A 13900-nucleotide genomic window follows, 5' to 3' on the forward strand; every position below is an offset into this window, starting at 1 on the left:
GCCGCGATTTTGTTGTGCGCTATTGTGCGCGGCATTATTGGAGGCGGCATGGCGAAGGCGAAAACGATTTATTCCTGCACCGAGTGCGGGGGGCAGACACCGAAGTGGCAGGGGCAGTGCCCGCACTGCATGGCATGGAACACGCTGGTCGAGTCGGTCGCGGAGCCTGCAGCAAAAGGCGGCAACCGTTTCAGCGCGCTGGCGGCGAGCGGCCAGGTGCAGAGACTCTCCGAAGTCGAGGCGGCGGAAGTACCGCGCACCCCGACGGGCATCGCCGAGTTCGACCGCGTCCTGGGCGGCGGGCTGGTGGAAGGCGCGGTGGTGCTGATCGGCGGCGACCCGGGCATCGGCAAGTCCACCCTGCTGCTGCAAGTGCTTGCGCATCTCTCGAATCAGCAGAACACTCTCTACGTCAGCGGCGAGGAATCGGCGCAGCAGATCGCGCTGCGCGCAAAGCGCCTGTCGCTCGATGCGCAAGGCCTGCGACTGCTGCCCGAGATCCAGCTCGAGAAGATCCAGTCCACCATCGCGCAGGACAAGCCGGACGTGGTGGTGATCGACTCCATCCAGACCGTGTATTCCGAGCAACTTACTTCCGCGCCCGGCTCTGTCGCGCAGGTGCGCGAGTGCGCCGCGCAGCTCACCCGCATCGCCAAGAGCAGCGGCATCACCATGATCCTCGTCGGTCACGTCACCAAAGAGGGTGCGCTGGCGGGCCCTCGCGTGCTGGAACACATCGTCGACACGGTACTGTATTTCGAGGGCGACACGCATTCCAGCTTCCGCCTGATACGTGCGTTCAAGAACCGCTTTGGCGCGGTCAATGAACTCGGCGTGTTCGCGATGACCGAGAAGGGGCTGCGCGAGGTGAGCAATCCATCCGCGCTGTTTCTGTCGCAGCACGGCGAGCAGGTCGCCGGTTCCTGCGTGATGGTCACGCAGGAAGGCACGCGTCCTCTGCTGGTGGAGATACAGGCGCTGCTCGATGAAGCGCATTCGCCCAACGTTCGACGCTTGTCGCTCGGGCTGGAGCAGAATCGCCTCGCAATGCTGCTTGCCGTGCTGCACCGCCACGCGGGTATCGCCTGTTTCGACCAGGACGTGTTCATCAACGCCGTGGGCGGCGTGAAGATCACCGAGCCGGGCGCGGACCTCGCGGTGATCCTCGCCATGGTCTCCAGCCTGCGCAACAAGCCGCTGCCTGAAAAGCTGGTGGTGTTCGGCGAAGTGGGGCTGGCGGGCGAGGTGCGCCCGGTGCAGCGCGGGCAGGAACGCCTGAAAGAGGCCGCCAAGCTCGGCTTTACCCACGCCATCATCCCGAAGGCCAACGCGCCCAAGCAGAAGATTGCGGGCATGGAGATCATTGCGGTGGAGCGTGTCGAACAGGCGGTCGAGCGCATGCGCTGATTTTTCTTGTCGCCGTGTTGTGCGGCCCGCCGTCTCGCGTTAAAGTGCGGCTGAAGCAATAACAATAACGAATCGGGAGAGTAGCGCATGGTGTTGACCCTTCTGCTGGTGCTGGCGGTGTTCGTACTGCTCGCGTTCTTCCGTGCCTCGATCACCAGTTGGGTGCTGGCGATCATGGTGGCCGTGCCGGTTCTTGCAATCCAGGCGCGCGTCTCCGATGCCGCCTTGCAGGTGGTCTACATCGGACTGTTCCTGTTCATCGTGCTGTTCGGTATTCCCTACATGCGCCGCCACGTGGTCAGCGGCTCCATCCTCAAGATATTCCGCAAGGTACTGCCGCAGATCTCCGCCACCGAGCAGGAGGCCATCGATGCCGGAACGGTGTGGTGGGACGGCGACCTGTTCAGCGGCCAGCCGGACTGGAACAAGCTGCGGGCGTTTCCCAAATGCGAACTGAAGCCGGAGGAGCAGGCCTTCCTCGACAACGAGGTCGAGCAACTGTGCTCGATGCTGGACGACTGGGATATCACCCACAAGCGCGCCGACCTGCCGCCGGAAGTGTGGCAGTTCATGAAGGACAAGGGCTTCTTCGGGATGATCGTGCCCAAGAGTTACGGCGGGCTAGAGTTCTCCGCGCAGGCGCACTCGGCGGTGGTTGCCAAGGTGGCTTCGCGCAGCGGCACGGCGGCAGTGACCGTGATGGTGCCGAACTCGCTTGGTCCTGCCGAGTTGCTGTTGCATTACGGTACCACCGAGCAGAAGGATCGGTACCTGCATCGTCTGGCAAAGGGGCAGGAAGTGCCGTGTTTTGCGCTGACCGGTCCGTTCGCGGGGTCCGATGCGGGCGCTATCCCCGATTTCGGCGTGGTATGCCACGGCGAATTCGCCGGGCAGAAGGATGTGTTGGGCATCCGCCTGAACTGGGAGAAACGCTACATCACACTGGCACCGGTCGCCACGCTGGTCGGCCTGGCGTTCAAGCTGTATGACCCCGAGCGGCTGCTCGGCGGCGAGACGGATCGCGGCATCACGCTGGCGCTGATCCCCGCCGATACGCCGGGCGTGCAGCTCGGCCGCCGCCACTTTCCGCTGAATTCCGCGTTCCTGAACGGCCCGACGCAGGGCAGGGACGTGTTCATCCCGATGGAGTACATCATCGGCGGCACGTCACGTGTGGGGCAGGGCTGGCGCATGCTGATGGAATGCCTCGCTGCGGGGCGTTCGATCTCGCTGCCAGCCAGCAGCGTCGGCGGCATGAAGATGGCGGCGCGCACCACGGGTGCCTATGCGCGCGTGCGCAAGCAGTTCAAGCTGCCCATCGGCAAGTTCGAAGGTATCGAGGAACCGCTGGCCCGCATCGGTGCGCATACCTACATGGTTGATGCCGCGCGTCGCTTCACTGCCTTGGCGGTGGACCTGGGCGAGAAGCCTTCGGTGCTCTCTGCCGCCATCAAGTATCACGCCACCGAGCGCAGTCGTATCGTCATCAACGACGCGATGGACGTGCACGGCGGCAAGGGCATCTGCCTCGGTCCGGACAACTACCTCGGGCGCGGCTACCAGCAGATGCCCATCGGCATCACCGTGGAAGGGGCGAACATCCTGACGCGCACCATGATCATCTTCGGGCAGGGGGCGATCCGCTCCCATCCCTATGTGCTCAGGGAGATCGCCGCATCGCATGAGCAGAACCATGAGCGCGCCCTGCGCCAGTTCGACAAGGCGTTGTTCGGCCACATCACCTTCGCCATGAGCAACGCGGCGCGCAGCTTTGTGTTCGGCCTGAGCAACGGCTATGGCGCTCCCGTGCCACAAGGCTCCGAAACGTATCGCTACTACCAGCAGTTGACGCGCTTCTCCGCCGCCTTCGCCCTGAGCGCCGACGTGGCGATGGCGGTGCTGGGCGGTTCGCTGAAGCGGCGCGAGAAGATCTCGGCGCGATTGGGTGACGTGCTGAGTCTGCTCTACCTGTGCTCGGCGACCCTGAAACGTTTCGAGGACGACGGGCGTCCTGCCGAGGACCTCCCGCTGCTGCACTGGGCGATGCAGGACGCGCTGTACCGCATCCAGCAATCCTTCATGGGCGTGATCCAGAATTTCCCCAACATTCTGGTGCGCTGGGTGTTGAGCGGCTTGATCTTCCCGCTGGGCTTGCGCGTGTCGCCGCCTTCGGACGAACTTGGCCACCGGATCGCTACGTTGCTGATGAAGCCGGGTGAGGCGCGCGACCGCCTGACCGCAGGCATGTTCATCGCGAAGGATGAAAACGATGCCGTGGGGGCGCTCGAAGCCGCGCTCGCCAGCACGCTGGCGTGCGAACCGTTGCAGGCGAAGCTGGAAGAGGCGCGCAAGGCGGGCAAGCTGAAGGAACCGGACGAGGTGGCTCGCATCTCCGAGGCGCGCGACAAGGGCATCATCGACGCGGAGCAGGCCTTATTGCTTGAACGCGATTACGCGCTGAGGCGCAAGGTCATCATGGTTGATGACTTCGCGCCGGAAGAGTTGAGGGCGAACGGCTGATGGCCGGGTTGCGCGACAAGGTGGTATTCATCACCGGTTCCAGTCGCGGCATCGGGCGGGAGATCGCGCTGCGCTGCGCACGAGACGGCGCGAAGGTAGTCATCACCGGCAAGACGTCGGAGCCGCACCCCAGGCTGCCCGGCACCATCCACAGCGTCGCCGGGGAGGTGGAGGCGGCGGGCGGGAAGGCGCTGGCGATCCAGCTGGATGTGCGCGACGAGCAGGCGATCCAGTCCGCGCTGGCACAGACGGTGGAACGCTTCGGCGGCCTCGACGTACTGGTGAACAACGCCAGCGCGATCAGCCTCGGCGGCACACTGGATACGCCCGCGAAAAAGCTGGACCTGATGTGGGACGTGAACATGCGCGCGACCTTCCTGATGTCGCAGGCCTGCATCCCGCATCTGAAGAAGGCGGCCAATCCGCACATACTGAACATGTCGCCGCCTCTCAACATGGATGCGAAATGGTTTGCGCCGCACCTGGCCTACACGATGTCGAAGTACGGCATGAGCATGTGCGCGCTGGGCATGGCTCGCGAGTTCGCCTCTGACGGCATCGCGGTGAATTGTCTTTGGCCGCGCACCACCATCGCGACCGCCGCCATCGAATTCAATTTCCCGGAAGCGATGCTGCGCGCTTCGCGCAAACCGGCCATCGTGGCCGACGCTGCCCGGCAGATACTGGTGCGCGACAGCCGCGATTGCAGCGGCAACTTTTTCATCGACGAAGCGGTGCTGCGCGAGGCGGGAGTGACCGATTTCGGGCAATATGCGGACGAGCCCGGCGTGGCGCCGTACGGCGATTTGTTTCTGGATTAGCTGAAGGAAGTGTTGGGGGAGAGATGCAGGCACAACAAGACGATGTGATCACGCCGCAGCAGGCGGTGACCTTGCACGGGCTGTTTCTGGAGCGCGTGCGCCGCACGCCGGACAAGATCGCCTACCGGCATTTCCAGCAGAACGCATGGCGCGATCTCACCTGGCGCGAGATGCGCAGCCAGGTGGCGCGCTGGCAGGCTGCGCTGGCAGGGCTGGGTCTGCAGCGCGGCGACCGCGTCGCCATCATGCTGCGCAACTGTCCCTACTGGATGATGTTCGACCAGGCTGCGATGTCGCTCGGGCTGGTGGTGGTGCCGCTGTACACCGTGGACCGGCCGGATAACATCGCCTACATCGTCAACGATGCCGGCGTGAAGGTGCTGCTGTTCGAGACCGCCGAACAATGGCAGGCGTTGCGTACTGTGCGCGACAAACTCGGTAGCGTGCTGCGTTTCATCAGTATCGACAGCATTCGCAACAACAACGATCACAGCCTGCAATCCATGGCGGAGTTCCTGCCGCCCGCCGCGCAACTGCTGCGCGCGCAGCTCGGAAATCCGGATGAGCTCGCCAGTATCATCTATACCTCGGGTACCACCGGCAAGCCCAAGGGCGTGATGCTGAGCCACGCGAACATGCTTTCCAACGCCCATGCCTGCCTGGACACGTTCACCGTGCACAGCAACGACCTGTTCCTGTCGTTCCTGCCGTTGTCGCACACCTTCGAGCGCACGCTGGGCTATTACCTGGCGGTGATGACCGGCACCACCGTCGCCTTCGCGCGTTCCATCCCGCTGTTGTCCGAAGACCTGAAGACCATCCGCCCGACGCTGATCATTTCCGTGCCGCGCATCTACGAGCGCATCTATGGGGCGATCCGCGCCAGGCTGGAAGATGGCTCGTCGTTGCGCCGCAGCCTGTTTCACCTCGCGGTGGAGACCGGCTGGGCCCGCTTCGAGCATGCACAAGGGCGCGGGCCGTGGAAGGTGTCGTTCCTGCTCTGGCCGCTGCTGCAGAAACTGGTCGCGCAGAAAGTCCTCGACCGGCTGGGCGGACGGCTGCGTAGCGCGATCAGCGGCGGCGCCGCGCTCGCGCCGGAGATCTCTCGCGTGTTCATCGGCCTGGGCCTCCCCATCGTGCAGGGCTACGGCCTGACCGAGACCAGCCCGGTGATTTCCGGGAACTGCAAGGGCATGAATTTCCCGGATAGCGTCGGACAGCCGATACGCGACGTGCAAGTGCGCCTCGGCGAGCAGAGCGAGCTCCTGGTGAAGGGGCCGAACGTGATGCTGGGCTACTGGAACAATCCGGAGGCGACTCGCGCGATGATAGATGCCGACGGCTGGCTGAACACCGGCGACGTGGCGCATATCGCCGACACCGGACACATCTACATCACCGGGCGCACCAAGGAGATCATCGTCATGTCGAACGGCGAGAAGATTCCGCCGACCGATATGGAGATCGCCATCCTGCACGATCCATTGTTCGACCAGGTGATGATCTTCGGCGAGGCGCATCCCTATCTGGTCGCGCTGGCCGTGGTCAATCCGCAAGGCTGGGAGCACTTCGCGCAGGAAGTCGGTATCCGCGCCGACATGCCCGAGGCGCTGACCGACAGCCGCGTCGAGGCCAAGGTGCTGAAGCGCATCGCGCGCAACCTGCGCGACTTTCCGGGCTACGCCAAGGTGAACCGAGTGTTGCTGTTGCGCGAGCCGTGGTCCATCGAGAATGGCCTGCTGACGCCGACGCTCAAGATCAAGCGCGCCGAAGTCGCGCAGCGTTTCGCAACCGAGATCAGGGAACTCTACGATGGGCACTGACATGGACCAGCCGATGGCCACCACCCTGCCGCATCGCGAGCCGACCCTGCGCGTGGCGGCGATGCCGTCGGACGCCAACTACACCGGCGACATCTTCGGCGGCTGGCTGATGGGACAGGTGGATGTGGCAGGCAGCATCCACGCGGTGCACCGCGCCAAGGGCCGGGTGGCGACCGTGGCGGTCAATTCCTTCGTGTTCCAGCAGCCGATCTTCGTGGGAGACGTGGTGAGTTTCTACGCGCAGATCATCAAGGTCGGCCGCACCTCGATCACCGTGGATGTCGAGGTCTATGTGCAGCGCGACCCGGAGAATCCGACCTGCCTGAAGGTGACCGAGGCGACGCTGACCTATGTTGCAGTGGGCGAGGATCGCAGGCCGCGCGTCGTTCCGCCGGAGGGTTAGGCTCGTTATCACAGAATTTTTTCATAACAACAGGGAGAGGCGGTCATGATGTTCAAGAAAAGGATAATCGGCTGTTCGGTGGCGGGCGCGTTGCTTGCAATGGCGGGAAACGCGGCGGCTTCCGGGTTCGGGTTGCTCGAGCAGAGCGCGAGCGGCTTGGGCAACGCCTATGCCGGCGGGGCGGCGGGGGCGGAAGATGCCACCACCATCTTTTTTAATCCCGCCGGGATGTCGCGCCTCTCCGGCAAGCAGATCGTGGTGGGGGCGACTGCGATCAAGCCTACGGGAAAATTCGCCGGGACGGTTACGGGCCTTGCCCCGTTGCAGGTCGCGGGAACAGGCGCGGGGGGAGATGCGGGAAGCTGGGAGTTGGTGCCGAACGCTTACTTTGCCATGGAGGTGAATCCGCGAACCCGAGTCGGGTTGGGCATCAATGCCCCGTTCGGTCTGCAGACCGAATATGACCCTGCCTGGATGGGGCGCTATCAGGGAATCAAGTCCAGACTTGAAACCATTAACCTGAATCCTTCCATTTCTTACCAGGTCAATGACACCGTGACCCTGGGCGCCGGTGTGAACTACCAGCGCATCAAGGGCGTGTTGACCAGCATGACGAACTTCAGCGCGGCGGCCTTTGCTGCCGGTGCGGGTGTGTTTGCTTTGGTCGGAGCGAATAAGGAGGGACTCAGTACCCTTACAGGCAGCGATACCGCGTGGGGTTACAACCTGGGCGCGCTGATCAATGTCAGCCCTGTGACCCGTGTGGGTGTCGCCTATCGCTCGCGGCTCAAATACAACCTTGGCGGGACGGTGACCTTTGCGAACCGGCCTGCCGCCCTTGCCGCAGCGCTTCCCGACCAAGCGGTCACGCTGGCGGTCACGACGCCAGACATCTTCTCGGTCAGTGCGGTTCACCAGCTCGACGACAAGTGGGAAATCATGGGGGACGCGACCTGGACCGGCTGGAGCGTTTTTCAACAGCTCAATGTGCTGAAGATGAACGGGACTTCGTTGAGTGTCCCAACGCCGGAAAACTGGAAAGATACCTGGCGCATCTCCGCCGGGGCCAGCTATCGCTACAACAGTCAGTGGCTTGCGCGGATGGGTGTCGGCTACGACCAGACGCCGATCTCCGATGCCTATCGCACGGTCCGTATTCCGGACCAGGATCGCTACCAGATCGCGCTGGGCGGACAGTATAAGCCGACTCGCGACAGTGCCATCGATTTCAGCTACAGCCACCTGTTCATGAGAAATGCCGCGGTCAATCAGAATGCGGCCGTTAATACCGACCTTGCGGGCAAGGGGTTGTTATCCGGCTCCTTCAAAGTCAGCGCCGACATCCTGAGCGTGCAATACACCTACGGCTTCTGACCGCCGCACCGGAGGGAAGGCGCCGCCTTCCCTTTTTACTTGGAGGATCGCGATGTCGAAGGATTTCCGGATACGCAAGGTGGCCGTGCTCGGTGCGGGCGTGATGGGCGCGCAGATCGCCGCACATCTCGTCAACGCCAACATCCCAACGCTGCTGTTCGACCTGCCTGCGAAAGAAGGCGAGCCGAACGGCGTCGTCAACAAGGCGCTGGAAGGGCTGAAGAAACTCGAGCCCGCGCCGCTGTCGAGCCCCTCGCGCGTGAGCTACATCGCCGCCGCGAACTACGACCAGCATCTCGACAAGCTGCGCGACTGCGACCTGGTGATCGAGGCCATCGCCGAGCGCATGGACTGGAAGTCAGACCTGTACCGCAAGGTCGCGCATCACCTGAACGAACACGCCATCTTCGCCAGCAACACCTCCGGCCTTTCCATCAACCAGCTGGCACAGGCATTCCCCGAGAACCTGCGCCATCGTTTCTGTGGCATCCACTTCTTCAACCCGCCGCGCTACATGCACCTGGTCGAGCTGATTCCCAGCGCGCAGACTGAAGCCGCGCTGCTCGACAGTCTCGAAGCCTTCCTTGTGTCCGGCCTGGGCAAGGGCGTGGTGCGCGCGAAGGATACGCCCAACTTCATTGCCAACCGCATCGGCGTGTTCTCGCTGCTCGCCACGCTGCACCACGCACAGCGCCTGGGCCTCGGCTTCGATACCGTGGATGCACTGACCGGGCGCTACCTCGGTCGTCCCAAGAGCGCGACGCTGCGCACGCTGGACGTGGTCGGCCTCGACATCTTCGCGCACGTGGTTGGCACCATGCGCGACAACCTGCTGGATGATCCCTGGCACCGCTATTTCGCCGTGCCGGACTGGCTGGACGGCCTGGTCGCGCAGGGCGCGCTGGGGCAGAAGAGCAAGCGCGGCGTGTACCAGAAGATCGGCAAGGAGATCCACGTGCTGGACCTGCACACCGGCCAGTATCGGCTCTCGCACGGCGAGGTGGATGACACGGTGAAGGCCATCCTGCGCGAGCGCGACTGGGGCAAGAAACTGCACGAGCTGCGCAACAACGCGCACCCGCAGGCGCAGTTCGTGTGGAGCGTGTTCCGTGACCTGTTCCACTACTGCGGCGTGCACCTGCCGCGCATCGCCGACAATGCGCGCGACCTCGACCTCGCGGTGCGCTGGGGCTTCGGCTGGGACAGCGGCCCATTCGAGATCTGGCAGGCGGCGGGCTGGCAGCGCATCACCGGCTGGCTGGAGGAAGAGCGCGCGCACGGCAAGACCATGAGCGATGCGCCGCTGCCGAAATGGGCCATCGATCCGGAACGCACCGGCGTGCATGGCGCGCAGGGTTCTTATTCGCCGCGCACCGGCGCCGACCAGCCGCGCGCGCAGCTGTCCGTGTACCGGCGGCAGGAATTCCCGGACCGACTGCTGGGAGAAGAAGCACGCTACGGCGAGACCATCTTCGAGAACGACAGCGTGCGCCTGTGGCACGGCGACGACGACATCGCCATCCTCAGCTTCAGGAGCAAGATGCACGTCATCGGCGACGAGGTGCTGGACAGCATACAGCGCGCCGTCGCGGAGGCCGAGGCGAACTGGCGCGGCCTCGTCATCTGGCAGACTGAGCCGCCGTTCTCTGCGGGCGCGAACCTGCTGCAACTGATGCAGGGCGTGCGGCCGCAGACAGAGGAGGGCGGATTGTTCGGCAAGCTCGCGCAGGCCGCGGAGCGCGTCAAATACACCGTCGCGGGCGGCGGCGGGATCGGCGGCGTGCTGAACGCGGCAATCGGCAACGTGCCTGAGGTCGAGGCCGTGGTCGCCAAGTTCCAGCAGACCACGCAACGCATCAAGTACGCGCAGGTGCCGGTGATCGCTGCGGTGGACGGCCTGGCACTTGGCGGCGGCTGCGAGATCATCATGCACGCGGCGCGCGTGGTCGCCTCGCTCGAAAGCTACATCGGCCTTGTCGAAGTTGGCGTCGGCCTGCTGCCCGCGGGCGGCGGCTGCAAGGAAGCGGCGCAGCGCGCCTCGCAGGAAGCCAGGGCCATCACGACCAACGGCAACGCCAACGATCCATTCCCCTTCCTCAAGCGCTACTTCCAGAACATCGCCATGGGCGAAGTCGCGAAGAGCGCCGAGCTCGCGCGCGAGATGGGCTATCTGCGCCACGGCGACCGCATTGTGATGAACCGCTTCGAGGTGCTACACGTCGCCAAGCAGGAACTGCGCGCGCTCACCGCCACCGACTACCGCCCGCCGCTGCCGCCCGCGCAGATACAGGTGGCGGGGCGCACCGGCATCGCCACGCTGCAGATGGCGATGGTCAACATGCTCGAAGGCGGATTCATCTCCGAACACGACTACCGCGTCGGCCTCGCCGTCGCCGAGACCCTGTGCGGCGGCGACGTGGACGCTGGCAGCCTGGTGGACGAGCAATGGCTGCTCGACCTAGAACGCCGCAACTTCATGGCGCTGCTCGCGACCGAGAAGACGCAGGCGCGCATCGAGCACATGCTGAAGAACGGGAAGGCGCTGAGGAACTAATATGTTGACGGATGTTGGTGAATACATCGTCGGAGCTTATCTCCAAGTAGAGGAAGGCTGTGATTTTGTCGATTACAACATTAGGCCGCCAGGTGGTGGTTTAGAGGGATTGGGCGAACTTGATGTTGTAGGTTTGAACTTCAAAACAAAGACTGCGTTCGTATGCGAGGTAACAACTCATATCAGAGGTGTGTTGTATAAGAACAATCAAGAGACTGTTGAGAGAATTAAAAAGAAGCACGAAAGGCAGAAAAAATATGCTTCTGAAAATTTGTCGAATTTTAAGACTATCAAGTACCAATTTTGGTCGCCTGTGGTGCCACGAGGGTACATCACAGAGCATTTGGAAAAAATTAGCGGTCTCGAACTGGTCATCAATGGAGAGTACAAGAAACGTATTCTCCTGCTGAGGGATAAAGCTAGAGAGATGACGCATGATGCTAAGAACCCAGTTTTTCGGGTGCTTCAGATATTGGAGCATCTTCGAGATTGATAACTGTCGCACGAGTGTCGGGTTACGTTGTGCTAATCCGGTTGTAGCCATTTAGGAGAGCGCCATGACCAAACAAATCCAGGAAGCCTACATCGTCGCCGCGACGCGCACGCCGGTGGGCAAGGCGCCGCGCGGGATGTTCCGCAACACTCGGCCGGACGATCTGCTGGCGCATGCGCTGAAGAGCGTGCTGATGCAATGCCCGAACCTGGAGCCGGGAGCGGTGCAGGACGTGATCGTCGGCTGCGCGATGCCGGAGGCGGAGCAGGGCACCAACGTGGCCCGCATCGCGCTGCTGCTCGCGGGGCTGCCGCACGGCGTGCCGGGCGTGACGGTGAACCGCTTCTGCGCCTCCGGCCTGCAGGCGGTGGCGATGGCCGCGGACCGTATCCGTCTCGGCGAAGCGGACGTGATGATCGCGGGCGGGGTCGAGAGCATGAGCATGATCCCGATGATGGGCAACAAGGTGGCGATGAACCCGGAGATCTTCGCGCGCGAGGAGAATGTCGCCATCGCCTACGGCATGGGCCTCACCGCCGAAAAGGTGGCGGCGCGCTGGAAGGTGTCGCGCGAGGCGCAGGACGAGTTCGCGCACGAGAGCCATCGACGCGCGCTGCAGGCCATCGTCGAGGGATCGTTCCGCGACGAGATCACGCCGTATCCCATTGCCGAACACCAGCCTGACCTCGCAACGCGCGAGGTGCGCCTCGCCGCGCGCGAGGCGGCGCAGGACGAGGGACCGCGCGCCGACACCTCGCTCGAGGCGCTGGCGAAGCTGCGTCCAGTGTTTGCGAAGGAGGGCTCGGTGACGGCGGGCAACAGCTCGCAGATGTCTGACGGCGCGGCCGCGGTGGTGCTGTGCAGCGAGGCCGCGCTGAAGCGCTACAACCTCACGCCCATCGGCAAGTTCCTCGGCTACTCGGTCGCGGGCGTGGAGCCGGAGATCATGGGCATCGGCCCCAAGGTGGCCATCCCGCGCGTGCTGAGCCAGACCGGCCTGCAGCTGCAGGACATGGACTGGATCGAGCTCAACGAGGCGTTCGCCGCGCAGTCGCTCGCGGTGATCGGCGACGTCGGGCTGGATCGCGAGAAGGTGAATCCGCTCGGCGGCGCGATCGCCCTGGGCCACCCGCTCGGCGCGACCGGCGCGATCCGCACCGCCACGCTGTTGCACGGCATGCGGCGGCACAAACTCAAGTACGGCATGGTGACCATGTGCATAGGCACGGGCATGGGAGCCGCTGGCATTTTTGAGTCTTTTTAACTGAGTCAGGCGGGACGAAATGAGTGACCGTCCCTCCTCGACGAGCATCCCCCGCGGCGTGTGGGTGCTCGGCTTCGTCAGCCTGCTGATGGACGTCTCCTCGGAGATGATCCACAGCCTCCTTCCCCTGTTCATGGTCACGGTGCTGGGCACCAGTGCGCTCGCGGTCGGGCTGATCGAGGGGCTGGCGGAATCCACCGCGCTGATCGCGCGCGTGTTCTCCGGCGTGCTGAGCGACTACCTGGGCAGGCGCAAGGCGCTGGCCGTGTTCGGCTACGGGCTGGGCGCGCTGACCAAGCCGCTGTTCGCCATCGCCACCAGCACCGGCATGGTGCTGACCGCGCGGCTGCTGGACCGCGTGGGCAAGGGCGTGCGCGGCGCGCCGCGCGACGCGTTGATCGCGGACATCGCGCCGGAAGCGGCCCGCGGTGCGGCGTTCGGCCTGCGCCAGTCGCTCGACACCGTGGGCGCTTTCCTCGGCCCGCTGCTGGCGGTGGTGCTGATGCTGCTGTGGTCGGATGATTTCCGCGCGGTATTCTGGGTGGCTGTCATCCCCGGACTGCTTGCGGTCGCGCTGCTGGTGTTCGGTGTGCGCGAGCCGCCGCCGCGGGACGGACACCAGCCGGTCAACCCCATCCGCCGCGAGAACCTGAAGCGGCTCGGCCACGCCTACTGGTGGGTGGTGATCATCGGCGCGGTGTTCACCCTCGCGCGCTTCAGCGAAGCCTTCCTCGTGCTGCGCGCGGAGCAGGGCGGTATACCCATCGCGCTGGTGCCGCTGGTGATGGTGGCGATGAACGTGATCTATGCCGGAGCGGCCTACCCGTTCGGCAGGCTCTCCGACAGCATGAGCCACGTCAAACTACTGACGCTGGGCTTGCTGGTGCTGATCGCCGCGGACCTGGTGCTCGCCATCAACGACCACTGGTACGTGGTGCTGGCCGGCGTCGCGCTGTGGGGCGTGCACATGGGCATAACCCAGGGATTATTGGCGCGCATGGTGGCTGACACCGCGCCTGCCGACCTGCGCGGCACGGCCTACGGCTTCTTCAATCTGATGAGTGGCATCGCGATGCTGGTGGCCAGCGTGCTGGCCGGGCTGTTGTGGGACCGGCTCGGGGCATCGTTCACCTTCTACGCGGGTGCGGTCTTCTGCATGCTTGCCCTGCTGGGGCTGCTCTGGCGGCCTGCGGACCAGTCATAGCCCGATACCCACATGGGCTATGGGTTTGTCGAGCGGG

Annotated in this window: 10 protein-coding genes; all 10 read left to right on the top strand. The window is 64.1% G+C overall.

Translation table 11 applies throughout. The annotated features are described in order from the left end of the window. Positions 1-48: 48 nt before the first annotated feature. The 10 genes from radA (at position 49) to FGKAn22_RS04160 (ending at position 13863) form a co-directional block, all read left to right on the top strand. Positions 49-1407, top strand: coding sequence for a DNA repair protein RadA (radA, locus tag FGKAn22_RS04115; RefSeq protein ID WP_212786714.1), 1359 nt, complete (start codon positions 49-51; stop codon positions 1405-1407). An 87-nt stretch (positions 1408-1494) separates the two neighbouring features. Next, the gene (locus tag FGKAn22_RS04120) at positions 1495-3927 is read left to right on the top strand and encodes an acyl-CoA dehydrogenase (RefSeq protein ID WP_212786715.1); all 2433 of its coding nucleotides are present in this window, start codon (positions 1495-1497) and stop codon (positions 3925-3927) included. After that, positions 3927-4748, top strand: a complete 822-nt coding sequence (locus tag FGKAn22_RS04125) for an SDR family oxidoreductase (RefSeq protein ID WP_212786716.1) — start codon at positions 3927-3929, stop codon at positions 4746-4748. The genes FGKAn22_RS04120 and FGKAn22_RS04125 overlap by 1 nt, the downstream gene beginning before the upstream one ends. Positions 4749-4771: 23 nt before the next feature. Beyond that, positions 4772-6571 carry an AMP-dependent synthetase/ligase gene (locus FGKAn22_RS04130; protein ID WP_212786717.1) on the top strand — a complete coding sequence of 600 codons (1800 nt, stop codon included), beginning with the start codon at positions 4772-4774 and terminating at the stop codon, positions 6569-6571. Next, positions 6561-6974, top strand: a complete 414-nt coding sequence (locus tag FGKAn22_RS04135; protein ID WP_246487454.1) for an acyl-CoA thioesterase — start codon at positions 6561-6563, stop codon at positions 6972-6974. The genes FGKAn22_RS04130 and FGKAn22_RS04135 overlap by 11 nt, the downstream gene beginning before the upstream one ends. A gap of 45 nt (positions 6975-7019) precedes the next feature. Further along, a complete protein-coding gene (locus FGKAn22_RS04140) occupies positions 7020-8348 on the top strand; it encodes an OmpP1/FadL family transporter (RefSeq protein ID WP_212786718.1) in 1329 nt (442 codons plus the stop codon). A 52-nt stretch (positions 8349-8400) separates the two neighbouring features. Further along, on the top strand, positions 8401-10902 hold the full coding sequence (locus tag FGKAn22_RS04145; protein ID WP_212786719.1) for a 3-hydroxyacyl-CoA dehydrogenase/enoyl-CoA hydratase family protein: 2502 nt from the start codon (positions 8401-8403) through the stop codon (positions 10900-10902). A 1-nt stretch (position 10903) separates the two neighbouring features. After that, positions 10904-11395, top strand: a complete 492-nt coding sequence (locus FGKAn22_RS04150) for a hypothetical protein (protein ID WP_212786720.1) — start codon at positions 10904-10906, stop codon at positions 11393-11395. 64 nt (positions 11396-11459) lie between these two features. Continuing rightward, positions 11460-12659, top strand: a complete 1200-nt coding sequence (locus FGKAn22_RS04155) for an acetyl-CoA C-acyltransferase (RefSeq protein ID WP_212786721.1) — start codon at positions 11460-11462, stop codon at positions 12657-12659. A gap of 19 nt (positions 12660-12678) precedes the next feature. After that, positions 12679-13863, top strand: a complete 1185-nt coding sequence (locus tag FGKAn22_RS04160) for an MFS transporter (RefSeq protein WP_212786722.1) — start codon at positions 12679-12681, stop codon at positions 13861-13863. Positions 13864-13900 lie beyond the last annotated feature (37 nt).

Source organism: Ferrigenium kumadai, from assembly GCF_018324385.1.
In the GTDB taxonomy this organism is placed as follows: Bacteria; Pseudomonadota; Gammaproteobacteria; order Burkholderiales; family Gallionellaceae; genus Gallionella; species Gallionella kumadai.